Annotated in this window: 23 protein-coding genes and 2 pseudogenes; 20 read left to right on the plus strand and 5 right to left on the minus strand. The window is 70.9% G+C overall.

Annotation, left to right across the window (positions count from 1 at the left end; genetic code table 11):
* Positions 1-76: 76 nt before the first annotated feature.
* Positions 77-1,549: an MFS transporter gene (locus tag AB0D59_RS44845; RefSeq protein WP_362577353.1), complete on the minus strand. Its 1,473-nt coding sequence runs from the start codon at positions 1,547-1,549 to the stop codon at positions 77-79.
* Between the two features lie 229 nt (positions 1,550-1,778).
* Here AB0D59_RS44845 and AB0D59_RS44850 point away from each other — a divergent pair, with 229 nt between their 5' ends.
* The gene (locus tag AB0D59_RS44850) at positions 1,779-2,435 is read left to right on the plus strand and encodes a TetR family transcriptional regulator (RefSeq protein WP_362577355.1); all 657 of its coding nucleotides are present in this window, start codon (positions 1,779-1,781) and stop codon (positions 2,433-2,435) included.
* On the opposite strand, the gene AB0D59_RS44855 is transcribed toward AB0D59_RS44850, so the two are convergent.
* A complete protein-coding gene (locus tag AB0D59_RS44855) occupies positions 2,419-3,459 on the minus strand; it encodes a zinc-binding dehydrogenase (RefSeq protein ID WP_362577357.1) in 1,041 nt (346 codons plus the stop codon). The genes AB0D59_RS44850 and AB0D59_RS44855 overlap by 17 nt on opposite strands.
* A 354-nt stretch (positions 3,460-3,813) precedes the next feature.
* Here AB0D59_RS44855 and AB0D59_RS44860 point away from each other — a divergent pair, with 354 nt between their 5' ends.
* The 11 genes and pseudogenes from AB0D59_RS44860 (at position 3,814) to AB0D59_RS44910 (ending at position 13,191) form a co-directional block, all read left to right on the plus strand.
* On the plus strand, positions 3,814-5,043 hold the full coding sequence (locus tag AB0D59_RS44860; RefSeq protein WP_362577358.1) for a cytochrome P450: 1,230 nt from the start codon (positions 3,814-3,816) through the stop codon (positions 5,041-5,043).
* Between the two features lie 44 nt (positions 5,044-5,087).
* Entirely contained in the window at positions 5,088-5,285 is a 198-nt protein-coding gene (locus tag AB0D59_RS44865; protein ID WP_362577359.1) for a ferredoxin, read from the plus strand.
* Positions 5,282-5,896, plus strand: a pseudogene (locus tag AB0D59_RS44870) (NAD(P)/FAD-dependent oxidoreductase); the annotation flags it as partial. The gene AB0D59_RS44865 and the pseudogene AB0D59_RS44870, both read left to right, overlap by 4 nt.
* A 1-nt stretch (position 5,897) precedes the next feature.
* Positions 5,898-6,398, plus strand: a pseudogene (locus tag AB0D59_RS44875) (SDR family NAD(P)-dependent oxidoreductase); the annotation flags it as partial.
* On the plus strand, positions 6,398-7,012 hold the full coding sequence (locus AB0D59_RS44880; protein WP_362577361.1) for a TetR/AcrR family transcriptional regulator: 615 nt from the start codon (positions 6,398-6,400) through the stop codon (positions 7,010-7,012). The pseudogene AB0D59_RS44875 and the gene AB0D59_RS44880, both read left to right, overlap by 1 nt.
* Before the next feature lie 393 nt (positions 7,013-7,405).
* Complete coding sequence (locus AB0D59_RS44885; RefSeq protein ID WP_362577363.1) at positions 7,406-8,056, plus strand: GntR family transcriptional regulator; 651 nt, start codon at positions 7,406-7,408, stop codon at positions 8,054-8,056.
* Between the two features lie 52 nt (positions 8,057-8,108).
* Positions 8,109-8,861: a PIG-L deacetylase family protein gene (locus tag AB0D59_RS44890; protein ID WP_362577365.1), complete on the plus strand. Its 753-nt coding sequence runs from the start codon at positions 8,109-8,111 to the stop codon at positions 8,859-8,861.
* Positions 8,858-9,562 (plus strand): 4-carboxy-4-hydroxy-2-oxoadipate aldolase/oxaloacetate decarboxylase, encoded by a 705-nt coding sequence (locus AB0D59_RS44895; protein WP_362577367.1) that lies wholly within the window; start codon positions 8,858-8,860, stop codon positions 9,560-9,562. Before AB0D59_RS44890 ends, AB0D59_RS44895 begins: the two co-directional genes overlap by 4 nt.
* Positions 9,559-10,677, plus strand: a complete 1,119-nt coding sequence (locus AB0D59_RS44900) for a 4-oxalomesaconate tautomerase (RefSeq protein WP_362577369.1) — start codon at positions 9,559-9,561, stop codon at positions 10,675-10,677. Before AB0D59_RS44895 ends, AB0D59_RS44900 begins: the two co-directional genes overlap by 4 nt.
* Positions 10,658-11,608 (plus strand): catechol 2,3-dioxygenase, encoded by a 951-nt coding sequence (locus AB0D59_RS44905; protein ID WP_362577370.1) that lies wholly within the window; start codon positions 10,658-10,660, stop codon positions 11,606-11,608. The genes AB0D59_RS44900 and AB0D59_RS44905 overlap by 20 nt, the downstream gene beginning before the upstream one ends.
* A 257-nt stretch (positions 11,609-11,865) precedes the next feature.
* A complete protein-coding gene (locus AB0D59_RS44910; RefSeq protein WP_362577372.1) occupies positions 11,866-13,191 on the plus strand; it encodes an aromatic acid/H+ symport family MFS transporter in 1,326 nt (441 codons plus the stop codon).
* A 56-nt stretch (positions 13,192-13,247) separates the two neighbouring features.
* Here AB0D59_RS44910 and AB0D59_RS44915 read toward each other — a convergent pair whose 3' ends face one another.
* The 3 genes from AB0D59_RS44915 to AB0D59_RS44925 all read right to left on the minus strand — a co-directional run bounded on the left by AB0D59_RS44915 (position 13,248) and on the right by AB0D59_RS44925 (position 15,157).
* Positions 13,248-14,009, minus strand: coding sequence for a DUF2690 domain-containing protein (locus AB0D59_RS44915; RefSeq protein WP_362577373.1), 762 nt, complete (start codon positions 14,007-14,009; stop codon positions 13,248-13,250).
* Between the two features lie 195 nt (positions 14,010-14,204).
* Positions 14,205-14,624, minus strand: coding sequence for an SH3 domain-containing protein (locus tag AB0D59_RS44920; protein ID WP_362577375.1), 420 nt, complete (start codon positions 14,622-14,624; stop codon positions 14,205-14,207).
* A gap of 128 nt (positions 14,625-14,752) precedes the next feature.
* Positions 14,753-15,157, minus strand: coding sequence for a cupin domain-containing protein (locus AB0D59_RS44925; RefSeq protein ID WP_362577377.1), 405 nt, complete (start codon positions 15,155-15,157; stop codon positions 14,753-14,755).
* A gap of 213 nt (positions 15,158-15,370) precedes the next feature.
* On the opposite strand from AB0D59_RS44925, the gene AB0D59_RS44930 reads away from it, so the two are divergent.
* From AB0D59_RS44930 to AB0D59_RS44965, 8 genes are all read left to right on the plus strand, one after another.
* On the plus strand, positions 15,371-15,922 hold the full coding sequence (locus tag AB0D59_RS44930) for a carboxymuconolactone decarboxylase family protein (protein WP_362577379.1): 552 nt from the start codon (positions 15,371-15,373) through the stop codon (positions 15,920-15,922).
* A 121-nt stretch (positions 15,923-16,043) separates the two neighbouring features.
* Positions 16,044-16,955, plus strand: a complete 912-nt coding sequence (locus AB0D59_RS44935) for a LysR family transcriptional regulator (RefSeq protein WP_362577381.1) — start codon at positions 16,044-16,046, stop codon at positions 16,953-16,955.
* A 103-nt stretch (positions 16,956-17,058) separates the two neighbouring features.
* Positions 17,059-17,979, plus strand: a complete 921-nt coding sequence (locus AB0D59_RS44940; protein WP_362577382.1) for a VOC family protein — start codon at positions 17,059-17,061, stop codon at positions 17,977-17,979.
* 20 nt (positions 17,980-17,999) lie between these two features.
* Positions 18,000-19,448 carry an NAD-dependent succinate-semialdehyde dehydrogenase gene (locus AB0D59_RS44945; RefSeq protein WP_362577384.1) on the plus strand — a complete coding sequence of 483 codons (1,449 nt, stop codon included), beginning with the start codon at positions 18,000-18,002 and terminating at the stop codon, positions 19,446-19,448.
* A complete protein-coding gene (locus tag AB0D59_RS44950) occupies positions 19,445-20,215 on the plus strand; it encodes a fumarylacetoacetate hydrolase family protein (protein ID WP_362577385.1) in 771 nt (256 codons plus the stop codon). Before AB0D59_RS44945 ends, AB0D59_RS44950 begins: the two co-directional genes overlap by 4 nt.
* Complete coding sequence (locus tag AB0D59_RS44955) at positions 20,212-20,583, plus strand: VOC family protein (protein ID WP_362577387.1); 372 nt, start codon at positions 20,212-20,214, stop codon at positions 20,581-20,583. Before AB0D59_RS44950 ends, AB0D59_RS44955 begins: the two co-directional genes overlap by 4 nt.
* 25 nt (positions 20,584-20,608) lie before the next feature.
* A complete protein-coding gene (locus AB0D59_RS44960; protein ID WP_362577389.1) occupies positions 20,609-21,394 on the plus strand; it encodes an alpha/beta hydrolase in 786 nt (261 codons plus the stop codon).
* Positions 21,391-21,849 (plus strand): heme-binding protein, encoded by a 459-nt coding sequence (locus tag AB0D59_RS44965; RefSeq protein ID WP_362577391.1) that lies wholly within the window; start codon positions 21,391-21,393, stop codon positions 21,847-21,849. Before AB0D59_RS44960 ends, AB0D59_RS44965 begins: the two co-directional genes overlap by 4 nt.
* Positions 21,850-21,851 lie beyond the last annotated feature (2 nt).

A 21,851-nucleotide genomic window follows, 5' to 3' on the forward strand; every position in this document is an offset into this window, starting at 1 on the left:
GTGCGGCGCGGTACGCCGGCCGGTGGCCGTGGAGCGGGCCGCCCACCGAAGGCACGGCCCGCTCCCCACGGGTCGCTCAGTGCACCGACTCCGCCGCGGGCTCGACCGGGGCCGGTGCGGGCTCCGCGTCCGCCGGGCGGCGGCCGGGCAGGAAGGAGGCGAGGACGAAGGCCAGCACGGCCGCGCCCGCACCGATCGCCATGACGACCTTGAACGCGTTCTCGGAGGGCAGCGTGGCGCCGCCGAGGCTGATGGTCATCTGGGCCAGGATCACCCCGGCGACGGCGCTGGCCACCGACGTACCGATCGACCGCATCAGCGTGTTGAGGCTGTTGGCGGCGGCCGTCTCCGACGCCGGCACGGCGCCCATGATCAGCGCGGGCATCGCGCCGTAGGCGAAGCCGACACCGGCGCCGATGACACAGGAGACCAGGATCAGGTGCCAGACCTCGGACATCAGGACGATGTTCAGGCCATAGCCGGCGGCGACGATCACCGCGCCGGTCATCAGCGTGATCTTCGGCCCCCGGGCCTTGGTGATGGCGGCCGAGACCGGGGCGAAGGCCATCATGACCAGACCCTGCGGGGCCATCACCAGACCGACGGTCATCATCGACCTGCCGAGGCCGTAGCCGGTCTGGGTCGGCAGCTGGAGCAGTTGCGGCAGCACCAGGGACATCGCGAACATCGAGAAGCCGAACGCGATCGAGGCGAGGTTGGTGAACAGCACCTGGCGCCGGACCGTGGTGCGCAGGTCGACCAGCGGCCGGGCGGTGCGCAGCTCGAAGAAGCCCCAGGCGACGAGGACCACGACCGCGAGCGCGAACAGGCCGAGCGTGGTGCCGCTCGCCCAGCCCCAGTCCGCGCCCTTGGAGACGCCGAGCAGCAGCGAGACCAGACCGACCGCCAGGCCCACGGCGCCGACCGCGTCGAAGCGGCCGCCCGAACGCACCTTGGACTCCGGCACCAGGAACACGACCAGTGCGAAGGCGACGACACCGAGGGCGGCCGAGGTCCAGAACAGCACATGCCAGTCGAAGTGGTCCGCGATGAAGGCGGCGGCCGGCAGCCCCAGCGCGCCGCCGACGCCCAGCGAGGCGCTCATCAGCGCCGTCGAGCCCGCGAGACGCTCCGGCGGCAGCTCGTCGCGCATGATGCTGATGCCCAGCGGGACCACGGCGGCCGCCAGACCCTGGAGGGCACGGCCGACGATCATCGGGACCAGCTCGTCGCTCAGCGCGCACACCACCGAGCCCGAGACCAGCAGCACCAGGCTGATCAGCAGCATCAGCCGCTTGCCGAACATGTCACCGATACGGCCGGCCACCGGGGTGGCCACGGCGGCGGCCAGCAGGGTCGCCGTCACCGCCCAGGCCGCGTTGGACGCGGAGGCGTCGAGGTACTTCGGCAGCTCCGGGACGATCGGGATCACCAGGGTCTGCATCAGCGAGACGGTGATACCGGCCAGGGCCAGCACCGCCACCACCGCGTTCGGACTGGGGTGTGCCGGTCTCGGGGACCCGGCGGGCTGGATGGGGGCTTCGGACATGGGAGAGGGCCTCCGTAGGCAGAACAGGGAGCTGTGCAGGGCGACACGGAGCGACACGACATGCGTTAAGTCAGTCGCTTGACTTACTTTACTGGCAGGGGCGGAAGGCACCGCGCGCCGCCGCCGCGTACGCTTTCCCGGCTGGACCTCGCCGCCCCGGGCGAGGCCCCGGTACGGCTCGCGGGACCGGCCGTACCGGGCGATGCGCGGTCCCGGAGCGGTGGTGGGCATGGCGGGCAGGACGGCGCGGGCGGAGCAGGCCGGCGCGACGCGGGAGGCCATCCTGACCACGGCGGAACGGCTCTTCGCGGATCAGGGCGTGTACGCCGTGTCCAACCGCCAGGTCAGCGAGGCCGCCGGCCAGGGCAACAACGCCGCCGTCGGCTACCACTTCGGCACCAAGGCCGATCTGGTCCGCGCGATCGCCGCCCGGCACTTCGACCCAATCGAGCAGATCCGGGTCCGCCTGCTGGCGGCGGTCGGCGACTCCGACGACGTCCGCGACCGGGTGGACTGCCTGGTCCGGCCGGTCACCGAACACCTCGCGAGCCTGGGCAGCCCCACCTGGTACGCCCGCTTCTGCGCCCAGGTGGCGACCGACCCGGCCCTCTACGACATCGTGGTCGAGGAGTCCCTCGCCTCGCCCTCGCTCCGCGAGGCCGTCGCCGGGCTCAACCGGCGGCTGCCGGAACTGCCCCCCGAAGTCCGCGCCGAACGCGGCCAGATGGCCCGGACGCTGATCCTGCACACCTGCGCCGAGCGCGAGCGCGCCCTCGCCGAGGGCACCGACACCCCCCGCGCCACCTGGAGCGACGCGGCCACCGGGCTCACCGACGCGCTCCTCGGGCTGTGGCTGGCGCCGGTCACCGCTACGCATCGAAGGTGACGACGACCTTCTCCGCGGCGCCCGGCGTGAGCGCCAGCTCGAAGGCGTGCCGGACCTCGGTGAACGAGACGCGGTGGCTGATCAGCTTCGCGAACCGCTCGTGGTGCTCGACCAGTTCGGGGGTGACCTCGAAGATCTCGGTCGGGTAGCCCTGCGAGGCGACGAGGGTCAGCTCGCTGCGCAGCATGCCGCCGAGATCGATCTCGCCCTTCTTCTGCACGGCGACCATGACCAGCCTGGCGTGCCACTTGGCGTTGGCCACCACGGTGTTGAAGACGGCGGGGGCGCCGGCCGCGTCGATGAAGACATCGGTGCCCGGGCGGGGCTGGCCCAGCGCGTTGGCGCTCTGCCCGTGCAGCTCCGTCAGCCGCGCGGCGACATCCTCCTCGGCCGAGTTGACGACCGCGTCCGCGCCCACGGCCAGAGCCTTCTCCAGCCGGGCCGGGATCACGTCCGCGACGACGACGTGCCCGACCCCGCGCAGCTTCAGCCAGATCGCCGCGCCCAGCCCGATCGGACCGGCGCCGAACACGACCACCTTGTCGTCGGGTCCGGCGGCGGAGCGGTTGACCGCGTGCCGGGAGACGGCCATCGGCTCGTTGAGGGCGGCGACCTCGAAGGGCACGCTGTCCGGGAACGCCGCGACGCTCCGGCCGGCCTCGGCGTTCTCGATCAGCAGATACTCGCTCAGCGCGCCGTACCGGCCGCCGCAGCCGATGATCCCGGTCGGCGCGTCCTGCGGGTTCACGACCACCCGGTCGCCCACCTTCAGCCCGGTGACCTCGGCGCCGGCCTCGACGATCTCGCCGGCCGGCTCATGGCCCAGGGCGATCGGGACCAGGTCGCCGCCCAGATGGGCACGGGAGGGCATGCCGCCCATGTGCAGGAAGGTGACGTCGGTGCCGCAGATGCCACCCGCGCGGATCTTCAGCAGCACCTCCTTGGGGCCGGGCACGGGACGTGCGAGGTCCACGACCTCGATCCTGCCGACGCCGCCGGTCTGTACGGACTTCATCGTGGCCATGGGGTGACTCTCGCTTTCTGGAGGTGCTGACACGGGCGAATGTCGCTCTCGCCCGGCGGTGCTGCGGACCGGGGAGGTGCCCTCGGGCCGGGTACCGGCCCGAGGGCTGCGCCGGTCCCCGTCCCCACGGGGCCGGCGCCAGGGCCTGTCCGCCGGGGCAGACCCTCGGGGCGGCCTCCGCTCAGTGGCACCCCAGTTACTTGAGTTAGGCAAGCACATGTGGCTTACTTGAGTCAAGCAAGCGAATTGACCGAGCCGACAGCCCGCCCGGTTTGCACGTGCTGATCGAGGCCTCGTACCCATCGTCCCGGCGCTCCGCACCGAGCGGAGGCCCCCCACCCCGAGGAGACAGAGATGGCCGACACCCTGACCGACACCGCACCCGGCGCCGCCGCGGGGACCCCCGACTTCCCGATGCCCCGCTCCATGCGCTGCCCCTTCGACCCGCCCCCGGCGCTCAAGGCCGCCCAGGAGGCGGGCCCCCTCGCCAAGGTCCGGCTCTGGGACGGCAAGGACTACTGGCTGGTCACCCGGTACGCCGACCAGCGTGCCGTGCTGCTCGACCCGCGGGTCAGTGCCGAACCCGACCGTCCCGGATACCCGCTCCAGGCACCCAGCAACGGCAAGAACAACATCAGCTTCATCATGATGGACGACCCCGAGCACGCCCGGCTGCGCCGTATGGTCACCGCGCCGTTCGCGGTCAAGCGCGTCGAGGCCATGCGGCCCGCCGTGCAGAAGATCGTCGACGACCTGATCGACGACATGCTGGCCGGTCCCAACCCTGTCGACCTGGTCGAGGTCTTCGCGCTCCCGGTGCCCTCGCTGGTCATCTGCGCCCTGCTCGGAGTGCCCTACGAGGACCACGACTTCTTCCAGGAGAACAGCAAGCTCCTCATCAGCCGTGACACCTCCGTCGAGGACCGGATGGCGGCGCACGGCAGGCTGGTCGGGTATCTCGACCGGCTGATGGGCGAGAAGATGGAGAACCCCGCCGAGGACCTGTTCTCCGGCCTGGTGGCCCGGGTCGAAGCCGGTGAGCTGACCCGGCTGGACGCCGCGCAGATGGGCGTCCTGCTGCTGCTCGCGGGGCACGAGACCACCGCCAACATGATCACGCTCGGCACCCTCGCCCTGCTCGAACACCCCGAGCAGCTCGCCCTGTTGCGCGCCAGTGACGACCCCAGGCAGATCGCCGGCGCGGTCGAGGAGCTGCTGCGCTATCTGAGCATCGTGCACAGCGGCCGGCGCCGTGCGGTCCTGGCGGACATCGAGGTCGCCGGACAGGTGATCAGGGCCGGCGAAGGCGTGATCATGGCCAGTGACATCGCCAACCGCGATCCTGAGGCCTTCCCCGACCCGGACCGCCTCGACCTGAGCCGCGACGCCCGCCGCCATGTCGCCTTCGGCTTCGGCGTCCACCAGTGCCTGGGCCAGCCGCTGGCCCGGATGGAGCTCCAGGTGGTCTACGGCACGCTCTACCGGCGCGTCCCCACCCTCAGGCTCGCCGCCGACCTCGCTGACCTGCCCTTCAAACACAGCGGCGGCGTGTACGGCGTCCACGAACTCCCGGTCGCCTGGTGACCCACCAACCCCCCACAAGAAGCAAGAAGAGCAAGGAGAACGCCATGCATGTCGAGCTGGACGAACCGAAGTGCGTCGCATCCGGGCAGTGCGTGCTCGTCGCCCCCGAGGTCTTCGACCAGCGGGACGAGGACGGTATCGCCTTCGTGCTGGACGAGAAACCCGCCGAGGAGATACTCGACGACGTCCGCGAGGCCGTGGCGGTCTGCCCCGCCGCCGCGATCCGACTGGTCGCGCGATGAACCGGATCGTGGTCGTCGGTGCCTCGGCCGCGGGCCTCGCGGCGGTCGAGACGCTCCGCCGCGAGGGCTACGACGGCACGCTCACCCTCGTCGGCGACGAACTCCATCCGCCGTACGACCGGCCGCCGCTGTCCAAGCAGGTGCTTTCGGCCGAATGGGCGCCGGACCGGGTGGTGCTGCGGGCGTCGGCCGAACTGGACTCCCTGGAGCTGGAGTTGCGGCTCAGGGCGACAGCGACCGGGCTGGACGTGGCGGACCGTACGGTACGTCTGGCCGACGGGTCCCTGCTGCCGTACGACGGGCTGATCGTGGCCACCGGTGTACGGCCGCGCCGGCTGCCCGGGGAGGGCGCGCATGTGCTGCGCACCCTCGACGACGCGCTGACCCTGCGGGAACGGATCGGGCCGGGGCAGCGGCTGGTGGTGGTCGGCGCCGGGTTCCTCGGCGCCGAGGCCGCCGCCGTCGCGTGGAGGCTCGGTGCGCAGGTCACCCTTCTGGAACCGGCGCCGGTCCCGCTCGCGCACGCGGTCGGTGAGGAGGTGGGGCGGGTGCTGACCCGGGCCCATCTGCGGCGCGGGGTGGACCTGCGGGCCGGGGCCGCCGTCACCGAGGCGGGCGGCCCTGTCCCACATGCGCCGGCGCCGCCGCGGACACCTGATGGCCGTCACCTCCATGGGCGGGCTGATGGCCCTGCCCGGCATGTCCGCCTACTGCGGCAGCAAGTTCGCCCTGGAAGGCATCTTCGAGGCACTGGGCAAGGAGGTCGCGCAGTTCGGGATCCACGTGACGGCGATCGAGCCCGGGTCCTTCCGCACCGACTGGGCCGGACGGTCCATGACACGCGCCGCGCGGTCCATCGACGACTACGACGAGCTGTTCACCCCCATCCGTGAAGCGCGGCAGAAGGCCAGCGGGAACCAGCTGGGCAATCCGGCCAAGGCCGGGGACGCCGTCGTGCACATCGCGTCGGTCGACCAGCCGCCGGCCCACCTCGTCCTGGGCTCGGACGCGCTACGACTCGTCACCGCCGCGCGCACGGCCGTGGACGAGGACATCCGCGCGTGGGAGACGCTCTCCCGTACCACCGACTTCACCGACGGCGCTCAGCTCTGATGCCCGCCCATCAACCCGCGCGGAGCCGACGCACCACCGAACGCAAGGGTGACGTCCGGGAGCGGGCCATCCTCGACACCTGCGAAGCTCTGCTGGCGCAACAGGGCTATGACGCCATGACCGTTGGCGACATCGCGCAGGGCGCCGGCATCACACGCGGCGCCCTGTACTTCTACTTCGGTTCCAAGCAGGAAGTGGTCACGGCGCTCGTGGCCCGGACCGTCGAGCACCTGTGGGAGCGGTCCCGGGCCACCGCGCAGACCGACGAGCCACGCCCGGCCATCGCAGCAGCCATGCGGCGCACGGTCGAGCTGTGGAACGAGCACGGTCTGGTCATGCGCACGGCGATCGACCTGTCGTTGACCGTGCCGGAGATCGGCGAGCTGTGGAGCCACACGGCTGACTTGTTCATCACGGCCATCGCAGCCGTCCTGGAACGAGCCGGTGCCGAGGCCGGCACCGGACCAGAGCAGGCGCCGGCGATGGCACGCGCCCTGTGCTGGATGATCGAGCGAACTTTCTACCACGCCTCGCAGGAGTCCCGCGAGGAGTTGCAAAAGGCAGCTTCGACCTGCGAACGCATCTGGCTGATCAGCGCCGGCCTGGCCACCTGATGCATCTGGTGTGGACGGTGAGGCGCGAAACCGAACCCCGGGACTCCGAGGCCCACCTCCAGGCACTCCGCCGGGCAGAAATCCCGCGAGGCACACCATCCTCTCCCAGCCCGATCGACGGGAGCTGGTGTCCACAACTCCCGAGTGTTGGGTCGGCCCCGGAGGTCCGGAGGGCTTGGGCGACGTGGTGAGTTCTGTTCTCGCCGCACGGGGCGGGTCTCTGGTCTTGTGGTGCGGGCGGCGTCGAACTGCTCGGCGAGCTGTACCGCGCGGGCTGAACGCACGGGCGCGGGGTCGGGCGGGGTCGGCCCGGCAATACGGCAGACAAAATTGTTGACAATCTTGTTTGGCTAGATTTACGTTCGACAGGCACTCACTCAGGGAGGGCAAACGATGCCGAAAGAAGCCCGTCCGAGCACCGGAGAGCAGGCCAAGCAGCATGCGCTCGCGCTGTTGCGGCAGGCGATCCTGCACGGCGAGATGGCCCCGGCCCAGCGGCTGGTGGAGAACGAACTCGCCGAGGAGTTCGGTGTGACGCGGGCCAGCATCCGTGCGGCACTGATCGATCTGGAGGCCCAGGGACTGGTCGAGCGGATCCGTAACCGCGGCTCGCGGGTGCGGGTGGTGACCGTGGAGGAGGCGGTCGCGATCACGGAGTGCCGCATGGTCCTGGAAGGGCTGTGCGCGGCGAAGGCGGCCGTCGCGGCCAGCGACGAGCACCTCACCGAACTCGCGGACCTCGGGGCGGCCATGACCAAGGCCGTCGCGGACGGCGAACCGGTCACCTACTCCGAGCTCAACCACGGACTGCACGACAAGATCCGGGAGATCTCCGGCCAGCAGACCGCCGTGCAGCTGCTGGAGCGGCTCAACGCCCAACTGGTGCGGCACCGCTTCCAGTTGGCGCTGCGTCCGGGGCGTCCGCAGCAATCCCTGAACGAGCATCTGGCGATGATCGAGGCGATCAGGGCCAGGGATCCGCAGGCGGCCGAGGCGGCCGTCCGCGCCCACCTCACGAGCGTGATCGACGCACTGAGCGACTGAGCACGCCCGGGGCTGGGTGGGCGCACACCTGTCCACCAAGGAGATTTCTGCAATGACGCACGCCAACGCGCCCGCCACCCCACCACGATCCACCCTGGTCGTCACCGCGCACGCCGGGGACTTCGTGTGGCGGGCGGGCGGAGCCATCGCCCTGGCCGTGTCCCGGGGCGAGAAGGTCACCATCGCGTGTCTGACCTTCGGCGAGCGCGGTGAGTCCGCCAAGGCGTGGCGCGAGGGCAAGAACCTCGAAGAGATCAAGGCGATACGCCGGGAGGAGGCGGAGAAGGCAGCCGCCGCTCTCGGCGCCGAGGTCCGCTTCTTCGACGCCGGCGACTACCCGCTGGTCGCCTCCGCCGAGCTGACCGACCAACTGGTCGCCGTCTACCGCGAGACCCAGCCCGACGTCGTGCTCACCCACCCCGTCGAGGATCCCTACAACGGCGACCACCCGGCCGCCAACCGGATGGCCCTGGAGGCGCGGATCCTCGCCCAGGCCATCGGCTACCCGGGCGAGGGCGACATCATCGGCGCCCCGCCGGTCTTCTACTTCGAGCCGCACCAGCCCGAGATGAGCGGCTTCAGGCCTGAGGTCCTCCTCGACATCACCGAGGTCTGGGACACCAAGCGCAAGGCGATGGAGTGCCTGGGTGCCCAGCAGCACCTGTGGGCCTACTACACCGACCTCGCCGTCCGCCGGGGCGTCCAGCTCAAGCGGAACGCCGGTCCCAACCTGGGCCTGGCGCACAACACCATGGCCGAGGCGTTCATGCGGCCGTTCCCGCAGATCGCGAAGGAACTGGCGTGAGCGGCGTGATCGTCACCAATCCGCCGAAGGCGAGCATCGAGGACGTCGATGCGCTGGCCGGCTTCGGGGTGGCCACCGTCAGCGAGGCGATGGGCCGGACCGGCCTGCTGGGTCCGGGGATCCGGCCCGTCCAGCAGGGTGTGCGGGTCGCGGGTACGGCCGTCACCGTGCTCAGCTGGCCCGGCGACAACCTCATGATCCACGCGGCCGTCGAGCAGTGCGGCGAGGGCGACATCCTGGTGGTCACCACCACCTCGCCGTGCACGGACGGTCTGTTCGGCGAGCTGTTCGCGACCGCGCTGCGGCAGCGCGGGGTGCGCGGGGTCGTCCTCAACACGGGGGTCCGTGACACCCAGGAGCTGCGGGAGATGGGCTTCGCCGCCTGGTCCCGGGCGGTCTCCTCACAGGGCACCGTCAAGGCCACCGGCGGCTCGGTCAACGTGCCGATCGCCATCGACGGCCAGGTGATCAACCCGGGTGACGTGATCCTCGCGGACGACGACGGTGTCGTGGTCGTACCCCGGGAGCGCGTCCGCGAGACGGCCGAGAAGTCCGAGGCGCGCGAGGCCAAGGAGGCCGCGACCCGCGCCGCGTTCGTCGAGGGCCAGCTCGGCCTGGACCGCTACGGACTGCGGGACACCCTGAAACGGCTCGGCGTCGAGTACAGGACGTACCAGGAGTACGAGGAGTCCGCCCCGTGACCGGGCCCGCGGAGGTGCGCTGCATGCTGATGCGCGGCGGCACCTCCAAGGGCGCCTACTTCCTGGCCGAGGACCTGCCCGCCGACCCCGCCGCCCGTGACGACCTGCTGCTGCGGGTCATGGGCAGCCCCGACCCGCGCCAGATCGACGGGCTGGGCGGGGCGCACCCCCTCACCAGCAAGGTCGCCGTGATCGCGCCGTCCGCCGGCCCCGAGGCGGACGTCGACTACCTCTTCCTTCAAGTCGCCGTCGACCGGCCGGAAGTGACGGACCGTCAGAATTGCGGCAACATCCTCGCCGGAGTCGGCCCGTTCGCCGTGGAACGGGGGCTCGTGGCCCCCGGTGACGGCGAGACCTCGGTACGGATCCGCATGCTCAACACGGGGGAGTCGGCCATCGCCACCTTCCCCACCCCGGGCGGGCGCGTCGACTACACCGGGGACGCCGAGATCTCCGGCGTGCCCGGCACGGCCGCCCCGGTGGTGATCGAGTTCCCGGCCGGCCAGAGCCCGCTGCTGCCCACCGGGAACGTCCGCGACACCGTCGCCGGTACGACGGTCACCTGTGTCGACAACGGCATGCCGACCGTGCTCGTCGCCGCGCGCGACCTCAAGGTCACCGGGTACGAGACGCCCAAGGACCTGGAGGAGGACCTGGCCCTCGCCGACCGGCTGCACGAGATCCGGCTGGCCGCGGGGAAGCTGATGGGCCTCGGTGACGTCGAGACCGCCACCGTGCCCAAGCTCAGCCTGCTCGCCCCGCCCCGCGACGGCGGCGCGGTCACCACCCGGACCTTCATCCCGGTCCGCTGCCACACCTCGATCGGCGTCCTCGGCGCCGCGAGCGTGGCCGCCGGCCTCAGGCTGCCCGGCAGCGTGGGGGAGGGGATCGCCCGGCTCCCGGCACACGGTGACCGGATCCGCATCGAACACCCCACCGGATTCCTGGAGATCGACACCAGCGTCGACCCCGGATCCGACGGCTCCCCGCCGGCCGCCCGCCGCACCGCGGTCGTCCGCACCGCCCGCAAGATCTTCGACGGCACGGTCTTCCCCCGCGCCGCCACCATCCCCGCACAGCCCCAAGGAGGCAACGATGGCTCCGCCCCTCGGTGACATCGCCCATATCGGCCACGCCCAGCTGTTCACCCCGGACCTGGACGCCAGCGTCGCCTTCTTCACCGACTACCTCGGCCTGACCGTCAACGGCCGGGACGGCGACACGGTCTATCTGCGCACCTTCGACGACTACGAGCACCACAGCCTGGTCCTCACCGCCCGCGACCGGCCCGGCCTCGGCCGGATCGCCTTGCGCACCTCCAGCGAGGAGGCCCTCAACCGCCGTGTCAGGGCGGTCGAGGAGGCGGGTGGCACCGGCCACTGGGTCGAGGACGAACCCGGCCTCGGCAAGCTGTACGTCACCACCGACCCGGACGGCCACGAGCACGCCCTCTACTGGGAGAGCGAGCACTACCGGGCCCCCGACGGGCTCAGGCCCGCGCTGAAGAACCAGCCGCAGGCCAAGCCCAACCGGGGCGTCGGCGTGCGCCGCCTGGACCACATCAACTTCCTGGCCGCCGACGTGCTCGCCAACGCCGAGTTCCAGGAACAGGTGCTGGGTGCCCGGCCGACCGAGCAGATCCGCCTCGACACCGGGAAGATCGCGGCCCGCTGGCTGACCTTCACCGACAAGTCGTACGACGTCGTGTACACCTCGGACTGGACGGGCTCGACCGGGCGGCTGCACCACATCGCCTTCGCCACCGACACCCGCGAGGACGTGCTGCGCGCGGCCGATCTCGCCATCGACACCGGCGTGTTCATCGAGACCGGCCCGCACAAGCACGCCATCCAGCAGACGTTCTTCCTGTACGTCTACGAGCCGGGCGGCAACCGCATCGAGCTGTGCAACCCGCTCACCAGGCTGGTGCTGGCGCCCGACTGGCCGCTGATCACCTGGACCGAGGCCGAACGGGCCAAGGGGCAGGCCTGGGGTCTCAAGACGATCGAGTCCTTCCACACCCATGGGACACCGCCGGTCGACTGACCCGTTTCCGGCCATCAGGGGGGTGGGCGACGCGCTGCTGTGCGTTGCCCGCCCCCCTTTGCCACCTGCGGGTTTACTCCGTCCGCGGGGTAGCACGGTCGGTGTCCGGATTGTTGCTGAGATTGTTGACAAAAACGTTGACACTGCTGGTTCCGGATCCTTAGCGTCTACGCACCACGGGTCAGCCGCACGAGCCGCGTCGACCCCCTCACCGCTTCCCCTCCAGGGAACGCCTCCTGGACGAGAGGAAAACAAAGATGTCCTCCTCCCCCGCCCTGTCCGCCCGCGGCGGCAAACTGGCCCTCTTGGTCGTCGGTCTGTGCTGGCTGGCCGTGCTCTTCGACGGCCTCGACATGTTCATCTACGGCTCGGTGCTGCCCCACCTGCTGGAGACCAAGACCTTCGGCCTCACCGCGGACCAGGCCGGCGACCTCGGCTCCTACGCCACCTTCGGCATGCTGGTGGGCGCCCTGACCGCGGGCACGATCGCGGACCGGATCGGCCGCAAGCAGCTGATGATCGGCTGCGTCACGCTGTTCTCGCTCGCCTCCGGCATCTGTGCGATGTCGGGCAGCGTCGCCGTCTTCGGACTCGGCCGCACCCTGGCCGGCGTGGGCCTCGGCGGTCTGCTGCCGACCGCGATCAGCATGGTCTCGGACTACGCCAGGGGCGGCCGGGTGGCGATCACCATCGGCATGCTGATGACCGCCCACCACGCGGGCGGCATCCTCTCCGCCTACGTCGCCAAGTGGCTGGTCGAACCGGTCGGCTGGCGCGCCGCCTTCTGGGTCTGCGTGCTCCCGCTGCTCTTCGTGCCCGTGCTGCTGAAGTTCCTGCCGGAGTCGCTGAGCTTCCTGGTCGCCAAGGGCCGTACCGAGGAGGCCCGCACGCTGGCCGACCGCTACGAGACCGAACTGCCCGCCGCCACCGGCAAGAAGACCGCCGCCGACCGCTGGGACGCGCTGCTCGGCCTGTTCCGCGGCGGCGAGTGGATCCAGACCCTGCTGTACTGGCTGGCCTCCTTCGGCGGTCTGCTGCTGGTCTACGGCGTCGCCACCTGGCTGCCCACCCTGATGCGCGGCGAGGGCTACGAGCTCGGCAGCGCCCTGACCTTCGTCGTCGTCTTCAACCTCGGCGGCATCGTGGGCATGTTGGTCGCCGGCCGCGCCGCCGACCGGTTCGGCGCCCCGCGCATCTCCGCCGTCTGGTTCGCCCTGACCGCCGTCGGCGTCTACCTGCTCAGCATCCACATGGCCACCGGCGTGACCATGGTGGTCGTCTTCCTCACCGGCGTCTTCCTCAACAGCGCCCAGACGATGATCTACGCGACCGTGTCCATCCGCTCCACCCCGGACAACCGGGCCACCGCCGTCGGCTGGACCTCGGGCATGGGCCGCTTCGGCGCCGTCTTCGGCCCCTGGCTCGGCGGCCAGCTGCTCGCGGCGGGCAACGGCGACTGGGGCTTCACCGCCTTCGCGCTGGCCGGTGTCTCCTCGATGGTGTTCATCGGCATCGCCGCTCTGCGCTCGGCCCGGCAGCCGCAGCGCAGCAACGACCAGGAGGAACTGGTCGCCGCCCACTGACCGGTGTCTCCGACCGGTCCGGCGCCGCGCTCCTTCCACGGGCGCGGCGCCGTTCTTCACTCCTCCAGGCCGTCGGGTTCGGCCTCCAGCCCGGTGCACGCCAGCTTCCCCGCGACCTCCGCACACGCCTCCACCCCCCGGGGTGTCGGCACCGCGATCATCGGGCTGGTGTAGCCGACGGAGTCCTCGGCGGGATAGCTCGCGGAGAGCACGTTCTGCCCGGTCCGGACCGAGACCTCCCGGGCGTGCGGGGCGTGCAGCCGCACCTCGGACCAGGCTGTGCCGCAGGTGGGGGAGTAGCGCAGCCGGACGTCGTACGCGGCGCCGGTGACCCTGCTCTTGGTCTGGGCGTCCCGGGCGCACGCCGAGGCGTCCGGCAACTCGCCCTGGCAGGACCGCCCGTGGCAGCGCGGCGCCCCCGACACCGGCTGCGTACCCTGGGCGGCGCGCCGGTCGGACACCGTCACGGCGGCCGCGGTCACCCCGGCCACGGCGAGCAGCGCCAGCGCGGTCAGCGGCAGCCGCCACCGCCGCCGCGCCCGCTCCGGTGCCGGAGCCGTGGCCGGCTGCTCCTCGGCGGCCTCGCACAGCGCCAGTACGGCCGCCGGATCGACGCCCGCGAGCCGGGCCAGGGCCTCCACGGCCGGGCGCGGCGGCCGTTTGGCGCCGGTGAGATAGCGGTGCCAGGCGGACTTGCTGTACGGGGTGCGGGCGGCCAGCGCCGCCAGGCTCAGCCCCGTACGCTCCTTCAGCTCGCGCAGGCTCGCCGCCGGCGACTCGTCGGGTGGGGTGGTGGTCGCTCCTTCGGAGTGCCGCATGTCGCGTGCCTCGACTTCACTACGCTATGGGCGTTTTCGCCCCTGTTGTCGGGATGGCTTCCCATGGGTACCGGGGCCGCAATCGGCGAACGGGTGTGAAGACGGTGAATCAGGGGGTGCATGTCGAAGGCCTGTTCGGGAACGAGGTTCCCGAACAGGCCTTCGGCGGTCAGGGAGTGCGGCGGGACGGACCCGTCAGCACCACGGAACGGCGTGGCCGATCCGGACGTAGTGGCCGGAGACGTACCCCTTGCGGTGCGGGAGCCGGTACCAGGTGTGGTTGCCGCGCACCGAACCGCCGTACGTCTTGCAGGCCACCGGGACCAGCCGGTTGCTGTGACGGTGGCCGACCACGCGGTAGCGGGTGCTCGGGCCGGAGCGGACGTTGAGCCGGACGTGGCGCGTGGTCACCCGGCCGACGGTGCGGTAGCTGTAGTGCCGGTGGTGGCGGCCGACCGCCGGGGCGGGCAGGGTGGTGTAGTCGTAGTACTGGACGATTCCCTGCGGTGCGGGGATCGGAGTGGCGGCGCTCGCGGTGGTGGCCCCGGCCGTGGGCAGGAACGCGAACACCGCGACCGTGGCCAGCAGGCCGCTCTTCAGGATCCGACGGGACATGGAAACCTCCGTGCTGTCGAGCTCGTGACCACGAAGCGTGATCACGATTCGGAGGATTGCCATGGCCGAGGGCTGTCATGTCGTCCCCGCGTGCCCCGGGACGCCTGGGACGTCCCCGGGGACGAGGCTCAGCCCATCTGGTCGTCGGCGCAGAGATGCTCGACCGTCTTTCCCGTCTCCGTGAAGGTCCGGGTGACATACCCCGACGAATACACCCACAGGATCCGCAGCGGGGTGTCGCCGACGTTGCGGAACAGGTGCGGGACGGGGGACGGGACGTAGGTGGTGTCGAACCGCTCCAGCCGGGTCACCTCACCGTCCACCCAGACTTCCGCCTCGCCCTCCAGGACGGTCACGTGCTCGTCGCAGTTGTGCGAGTGCAACGGCGCCCCGCACCCCACCGGATAGACACTCATCCCACTCGTGATCAGGTTCTCCCCGCCCGCCGACGGCGTGGTGATCAGCGGTGTCGACACGACCGCGCCGCCCCGGTCGAGCAGGGGCACGGACGCGGCCTTGATGATCGTGGTCATCCGGGGATTCCTCTCCACTGCGATGCGCTACGCCGACCGACGTTAGGCCGCGTCCGCACGAACGGGTGCCCCCTGGCGTGCAGTTTTACCTTGCGCTCCGGGAGGGGTGAGCGGCCCGGATCCGGCTGTAGCGTCACCTGGCATCCCACGGCCGCCGGAGAGAGAAAGCAGGTACCGGCCCCCATGAGGCTCCCCGTACTCAGTGAAGAAGACATGGACCCGCGTCAGCAGGAGCTGGCCGCCCGGATCGCGGGCCGCCGCGGCGCCGTCCGCGGCCCGTTCCGGGTCTGGCTGCACAGCCCCGAGATGTGCGAACGCGCCGAATCGCTGGGCGCCTTCGCCCGGTTCGACTGCAGCCTGCCCAAACACCTGCGCGAACTGACCCTGCTGATGGCCGCCCGCAATTGGGACGCCCAGTACTCCTGGAACGCCCATGTCCACCAGGCCATCGAGGCCGGCATCCCGGAGCCCGCCGTCAAGGCCATCGCGGAGAAGCGCCCGGCGGACTTCGACGACGAGGCCGACCAGGCCTTCTACCAGTTCTGCCGGGAGGTCCTGGAGGAGCATTTCGTCACCGACGAGACCTTCGCCCGCGCGCTGGCCCACTTCGGCCCCAAGGGACTGGTCGACACGATCGGCGCGCTCGGCAACTTCACCATGCTCGGCATGTGCCTCAACACCTTCCAGGTGGATCTCCAGGCCGACAGGGAGCCGCCGTTCCCGGATGTCCGGGGCTACCGCCGGATCACCCCGGACGGGGCCTGATCCAGGGTCTGACCATGAGAAACGCGGCCGATCTTTTAAGCGAAGAGCCGTTGACAGGATTGCCGACAATCGATTTGTGTGGGTGACCGGCGCGAGCCGCACGCGCGTTCGGAGGAAAAAAATGGATCGCCTGCTCCTGATGCACAGCTTCGTCACCGTCGCCCAGGTCGGCAGTTTCAGCGGAGCAGCCAAGAAACTCGGCTCCTCCGGCTCCCTGGTCTCCCGGCATGTGGCGGAACTGGAGCGGCAGATCGGCGTTCGTCTGGTCAACCGCACCGCCCGCTCCGTGAGCCTGACCGAGCCGGGCCAGCGGTACGCCGAGTTCGCCGCGCGCATTCTCGACGAGATCGAGGCCGAGGACGCCGGCATCGCCCAGCTCCACGACCGGCCCGAGGGCACCCTCAGCGTCATCTGTCCCAAGTGGATAGGCAGCCTCGACCTCGGGGACGCCATCGCCGCGTTCTCGGCCGCCCATCCGAAGATCCAGGTGCGGTTCGAACTCGGCGGGATGTCCGACCGCACCTACGATTTCCTGGACAGCGGATTCGACGTCGCCTTCCACACCCGGGACCTGCGGGACTCCAGCGTCCGGCTGAAGAAGATCGCCTCGCTGCCGTTCGTGCTGTGCGCCGCCGAGGAGTACGTCGAGCGGTGCGGCACGCTCGCCCACCCGAACGACCTCGCCGCCCACGACTGCCTGGTGCACCTCAACGACCCGGTCTGGCGGATCGGCCACGGGCACGCCAGCACCCTGCACAAGATCCGCAACATCGCGTTCTCGTCCAACTCCTACATCGCCCTGCAGAAGGCGGCGGTGCACGGCCGCGGCATCGCCCTGCTGCCCCAGCGCCCGGCCTACGACGACCTGGTCTCCGGCGCCCTCCAGGTGCTGCTGCCCGACCTCGCCGTACCCGACCGCCCGCTGTACGCGATCTACGGTCCCGGGCAGGACACCCCGCGCAAGATCAGTGTGTTCCTGGACTTCCTCGCCGAGTGGTTCTCGCAGAACCCGATTCCCACGATCCGGTCGTAGCCGGGGCCGCAAGAAACGCTTGCGCATTCCGTAGAGCTCAGGCCATTGAGGCCCTCGCCGGCCGATATCTACGCTCGCGAGGCGACCTGGAAACGAGGAATCCATGGGAATCCAGAGAATCGAATCGGTCACGTACGGTATCGACGAACTCGACACCTGCGTTCGGTTCTTCGACGACTTCGGGTTGTTCCCGGTGGAACGGACCGACGAGCACGCCGTGTTCGAGACGCGCACCGGACAGACCCTGCGTCTCGACACCCTGCCCGGACCGCTGCTGCCCGCCCCGGTCGAGGACGGACCCACCCTGCGCGAGGTCGTCTGGGGCGTCGACTCGCCCGCGGAAGTGGAGCGGCTGGTGGCGGCGGCGGGCCGGGACCGCGAGGTCCGGGAGAGCGCCGACGGGGTCCACCACACCGTCGACGAGACCGGCTTCGGCGTCGGCCTGACCCTGGCCCGCCCCAAGCCGGCCCCGGTCACGCCGCGCGCTGCCAACACGCTCGGCACCGTCAACCGCTGGAACACCGCCCTGGAGCCGATCACCCGGGTCCGCCCGCTGCGCATGTGCCATGTCGCCCTGAACATCCCGAAGCAGGGCCGTGAGCAGGCCGTCGGCTTCTACGTCGACCGGCTCGGCTTCCGCCCGACCGACGTGGTCGAACCCATGGGGGTGTTCATGCAGGCCCCCGGCGACGACGACCAGCACACCATGCTGCTGTGCCACCGGCCCGACGAGGCGGGGATCAACCACATCGCCTACGAGGTGCCCGGCTTCGACGACGTGATCGAAGGCGGCAACCACATGATCGAGCACGGCTGGCGGGAGGCCCGCAGACTCGGCCGGCACACCATCGGCTCCAACGTCTTCCGTTTCCTGCACGCCCCCTGCGGCGGCCGCGTCGAGTACGCCGCCGACATGGACCGGGCCGACGGGACCTACGGCACCCGGGTCCACGAGACGACCCCGCCGCACCACATCTGGGCCCTGCGCACCAACCGCGACCAGGAAGCCCCCACCGCGTCCTGACCCTGAGAGGGCACCCCTTCATGACCACCGACCACGGCTATCCCGCCGTCCGCATGTACATAGCGGGCGAGTGGTGCCAGGGCGGCACCGGACGGACCGCCCCCGTCGTCAACCCCGCCACCGAGGAGCCGATCGGCGAGGTCCCCCTCGCGACCGCCGCCGACCTCGACCGGGCACTCGAAGCCGCCGCCGAGGGCTTCAGGGTGTGGCGCGCGACCTCCGTAGCCAGGCGCTCCGCGATCCTCGACCGGGCCGCCGACCTCATCGCCGAACGCGCCGCCGAGATCGGCCGGGTGATGACGCTGGAGCAGGGCAAGACCCTCGCCGAGTCCACCGGCGAGGCCAGGCGCACCGCCGACACCCTGCGCTGGCACACCGAGGACGCCCGGCGCGCATACGGCCGTATCATCCCGTCCGCGCCCGGCACGGTTCTCACCGTCCGCCGCGAACCGATCGGCCCCGTCGCCGCCTTCGTCCCCTGGAACTTCCCGGTCGGCGGCCCCAACCGCAAGATCTCCTCGGCCCTCTCGGCGGGCTGCTCGATCGTCATCAAGGCCTCCGAGGAGACCCCGGCTACGGCTGCCGCCCTGGTGGCGTGCTACGCGGACGCGGGCCTGCCCGCCGGAGTGCTGGGCCTCGTCTTCGGCGAGCCCGCCGAGGTCTCGGCGCACCTCATCGCCTCCCCGGTCACCCGGATGATCGCCTTCACCGGTTCGGTGCCCGTCGGCAAACTCCTCGCCGCCGAGACCGGCAAGGTCATGAAGCCCACCCTGATGGAACTCGGCGGCCACGCCCCGGTGATCGTCTGCGCCGACGCCGACCCCGGTCAGGCCGCCCGCCGCGCCGCCCAGGCCAAGTTCTTCAACGCGGGCCAGGTGTGCACCTCGCCCAGCCGCTTCCTCGTCCACGAGTCCCTGGTGGAGGACTTCACCGCCGAGTTCGTGAAGGCCGCCGAGTCGGTCGTCGTCGGCGACGGCCTGGCCCAGGGCACCACCATGGGCCCGCTCGCCAACGAGCGCCGGCTGCGGTCGATCGAGCGGCTGACCGCGGACGCCGTGCACAAGGGGGCGAAGGTACTCACCGGCGGCGAACGCCTGGACCGCCCCGGGTACTTCTTCGCGCCGACCGTGCTCACCGACGTACCGCCGGACGCCGACCTGATGTCCGAGGAGCCGTTCGGGCCCGTCGCGCCGATCGTGCCCTTCGGCGACCTGGACGACGCCCTGGCCGTCGCCAACGCCCTGCCCTACGGCCTGGCCGCCTACGGCTTCACCAGGTCGGCCGCGACCGCCGAGAAGCTGTCGGACGGGTTCGAGGCCGGCATCCTCTCGATCAACCACTGCGGCGGCTCGGTGCACGAGGCACCCTCCGGCGGGGTCAAGGACAGCGGGTACGGCCGGGAGGGCGGGCCGGAGGCGCTGGACGCCTACCTGATCACCAAGCGCGTCTCCCACCTGCTGACGCCATGAGGTACGCACGCGTGTCCGTCGACGGCCGGGCGGTGTGGGGCCGGGTGGGGGAGACCGACGTCGAACTCCTCTCCGGCTCGCCGCTGGCGGCCGACCCCGACGTCCTCGGCACCGTTCCGGTCGCCGAGGCCGGCTGGCTGCCGCCCGTCGTACCCGGCGTGTTCTACGCCGTCGGCTACAACTACCCACGGCACATCGAGCACGCCGGCGCCTCGACACCCGAGCGCCCCGAGGTCGGCTACCGGGCCAACAACGCCCTCACCGGCCACCGTTCGCCGATCGTCAAGCCGGCCCAGGTGACCGGACGGTTCGAGGCCGAGCCGGAACTGGTCGCCGTCATCGGCCGTACGGTCCGGTACGCGACCTACGACGACGCCCGCAAGTCGGTCTTCGGCTGGAGCATCGGCAACGACGTCAGCGCCCGCACCTGGCAGCACCAGGACCGCACCTTCTGGCGCAGCAAGAACAGCGACACGTTCAAGCCGATGGGCCCCTGGATCGAGACCGACGTAGACGCCCTCGCCCAGACCACCACACTGCGCGTCAACGGCGAGGTCCGCGCCGCGTTCCCGACCGGAGACATGGTCTTCGATCCCTTCGACCACATCGTCGAGATCACCAAGCACATCACCCTCCACCCCGGTGACGTGCTGTGGATGGGCGCCGAGTCCACCTGCCAGATCGAGCCCGGCGACACCGTGGACATCGAGATCAGCGGCATCGGCGTGCTGTCCAACCCCGTACACCTGGAAGGGAACCACTCATGAGTGCGGAACCCCGTTACATCCACCACGTCAACTTCCCCACCACCGACCCCGACCGGACCGCCGCCTGGTACACCAAGGTCTTCGGGATGAAGCGCATCATGCCCAAGTCCAACACCCGCGTGGTGCTGATGACCCGCGGCAACTTCGACCTGCACTTCACGCCCGTCGAAGAGATGGAGCGCATGGCGCCCTACCACTTCGCCGTCGAGGTCGACGACTGGGACGACTTCCTCGCTCACCTCGAGGAACTGGGCATCCGGCACACCCGGCCGATCGAACGCCCCGAGAACCAGTCCAAGTTCTGCTACATCCACGACCCCGACCACACCATGATCGAACTGGTCCACCACGGCCGCCGCCCCAACTAGACGCGCCAGTACGGGAGTTCACCCCATGCCCTTCGCCGACTCCGACGGCACCGCCATCTACTACGAGCGCCACGGCAGCGGCCCGGCGATCCTGTTCGTGCACGGCAGCGGCGGTCACCACGCCGCCTGGTGGCAGCAAGTGGCCGCGCTGCGCGAGGAGTTCACGGTCGTCACCGTGGACCTGCGCGGCTTCGGCAAGTCCGATTCCGCCATGGGGGAGTTCGACGGCCAGGACTTCCCCGCAGACGTGGTCGCCGTCCTCGACCAGGAGGACATCACCGACGCCATGCTGGTCGGCCAGTCCATCGGGTCCGTCGCCGCGCTGCGCGCCGGTCTGCTGCGCCCCGACCGGGTCTCCTCGGTCGTCCTCGGCCACTCCCTCGGCGGCATCAGCCACGCCGAGCTGAGGGAACTGGCCGCCGCCGACCGGGCCGAGGCCGTGAAGCTGCCGGTGATCGACCGGCTGCTCACCAAGACGTTCCAGCGCGAGCGGGCCGATCTCACCTTCCTGTTCCAGCAGATGGGCACGTTCAACGTCGCCAGGATGCAGGACCTGCGCAACCTCGACACCGACGGCCCGTCCCTTGAGGAGATCCGGGCCTCCGGCGTCGAGGTCGCCTTCCTCGCGGGCGAGAAGGACGCCGTCCTCAGCGTCAAGACCGTCACCCGCGCCCATGAGCTGCTGCCCGGCTCGCACCTGGAGATCGTCCCGGACGCCCCGCACTCCATGTACTGGGAGACGCCGCAGCCGTACAACGCGGCCGTCGCCCGGCTCCGCCGTACCCTCACCGCACCGAAGGAAGCAGCATGAGCAGCCTCACCCTGGCCGCCGCCGAGGAGATCATCGACGCCGCCCACCGGCGCGCCCGGGAGATCGGCAAGGCGGTGAGCGTCGCCGTCGTCGACGCCGGCGGCTTCCCGATCGCCATCCGCCGCCCCGACGGCGCCCGCCCGCTCACCCCCGACATCGCCCGCGCCAAGGCCTACACGGCGGCCGTCATGCAGCGCCCCGGCCCCATGCTGAAGAAGTGGCAGGAGAGCCAGCCCGTCTTCTTCGCCCAGCTCTCCCAGCTCCCCGGCGCCGCGCTGCCGATCATGGCAGCCGAAGGCAGCGTCACCGTCAAGAAGGACGGCGAGATCATCGGCGGGCTCGGCATCGCCGGCGGCACCGCGGAGGAGGACCAGCGGATCGCCGAGGAGGTCCTCGAAGACCTCGGCTACGAGCTGGAGTTCGCCGCGTGGGGCGTCACCGGCGGAAAGGACTGACA

Origin of the sequence: Streptomyces sp. NPDC048417 (assembly GCF_040651615.1) — a bacterium.
GTDB lineage: Bacteria > Actinomycetota > Actinomycetes > Streptomycetales > Streptomycetaceae > Streptomyces.

Coding starts and splice junctions, on each gene's coding strand:
- AB0D59_RS44965 (WP_362577391.1), top strand. CDS start 21,391: ATGAGCAGCCTCACCCTGGCCGCCGCCGAGGAGATCATCGACGCCGCC.
- AB0D59_RS44945 (WP_362577384.1), top strand. CDS start 18,000: ATGACCACCGACCACGGCTATCCCGCCGTCCGCATGTACATAGCGGGC.
- AB0D59_RS44890 (WP_362577365.1), top strand. CDS start 8,109: ATGACGCACGCCAACGCGCCCGCCACCCCACCACGATCCACCCTGGTC.
- AB0D59_RS44960 (WP_362577389.1), top strand. CDS start 20,609: ATGCCCTTCGCCGACTCCGACGGCACCGCCATCTACTACGAGCGCCAC.
- AB0D59_RS44920 (WP_362577375.1), bottom strand. CDS start 14,624: ATGTCCCGTCGGATCCTGAAGAGCGGCCTGCTGGCCACGGTCGCGGTG.
- AB0D59_RS44915 (WP_362577373.1), bottom strand. CDS start 14,009: ATGCGGCACTCCGAAGGAGCGACCACCACCCCACCCGACGAGTCGCCG.
- AB0D59_RS44940 (WP_362577382.1), top strand. CDS start 17,059: ATGGGAATCCAGAGAATCGAATCGGTCACGTACGGTATCGACGAACTC.
- AB0D59_RS44925 (WP_362577377.1), bottom strand. CDS start 15,157: ATGACCACGATCATCAAGGCCGCGTCCGTGCCCCTGCTCGACCGGGGC.
- AB0D59_RS44855 (WP_362577357.1), bottom strand. CDS start 3,459: ATGGCCACGATGAAGTCCGTACAGACCGGCGGCGTCGGCAGGATCGAG.
- AB0D59_RS44860 (WP_362577358.1), top strand. CDS start 3,814: ATGGCCGACACCCTGACCGACACCGCACCCGGCGCCGCCGCGGGGACC.
- AB0D59_RS44865 (WP_362577359.1), top strand. CDS start 5,088: ATGCATGTCGAGCTGGACGAACCGAAGTGCGTCGCATCCGGGCAGTGC.
- AB0D59_RS44880 (WP_362577361.1), top strand. CDS start 6,398: ATGCCCGCCCATCAACCCGCGCGGAGCCGACGCACCACCGAACGCAAG.
- AB0D59_RS44930 (WP_362577379.1), top strand. CDS start 15,371: ATGGACCCGCGTCAGCAGGAGCTGGCCGCCCGGATCGCGGGCCGCCGC.
- AB0D59_RS44935 (WP_362577381.1), top strand. CDS start 16,044: ATGGATCGCCTGCTCCTGATGCACAGCTTCGTCACCGTCGCCCAGGTC.
- AB0D59_RS44850 (WP_362577355.1), top strand. CDS start 1,779: ATGGCGGGCAGGACGGCGCGGGCGGAGCAGGCCGGCGCGACGCGGGAG.
- AB0D59_RS44910 (WP_362577372.1), top strand. CDS start 11,866: ATGTCCTCCTCCCCCGCCCTGTCCGCCCGCGGCGGCAAACTGGCCCTC.
- AB0D59_RS44885 (WP_362577363.1), top strand. CDS start 7,406: ATGCCGAAAGAAGCCCGTCCGAGCACCGGAGAGCAGGCCAAGCAGCAT.
- AB0D59_RS44845 (WP_362577353.1), bottom strand. CDS start 1,549: ATGTCCGAAGCCCCCATCCAGCCCGCCGGGTCCCCGAGACCGGCACAC.
- AB0D59_RS44950 (WP_362577385.1), top strand. CDS start 19,445: ATGAGGTACGCACGCGTGTCCGTCGACGGCCGGGCGGTGTGGGGCCGG.
- AB0D59_RS44955 (WP_362577387.1), top strand. CDS start 20,212: ATGAGTGCGGAACCCCGTTACATCCACCACGTCAACTTCCCCACCACC.
- AB0D59_RS44905 (WP_362577370.1), top strand. CDS start 10,658: ATGGCTCCGCCCCTCGGTGACATCGCCCATATCGGCCACGCCCAGCTG.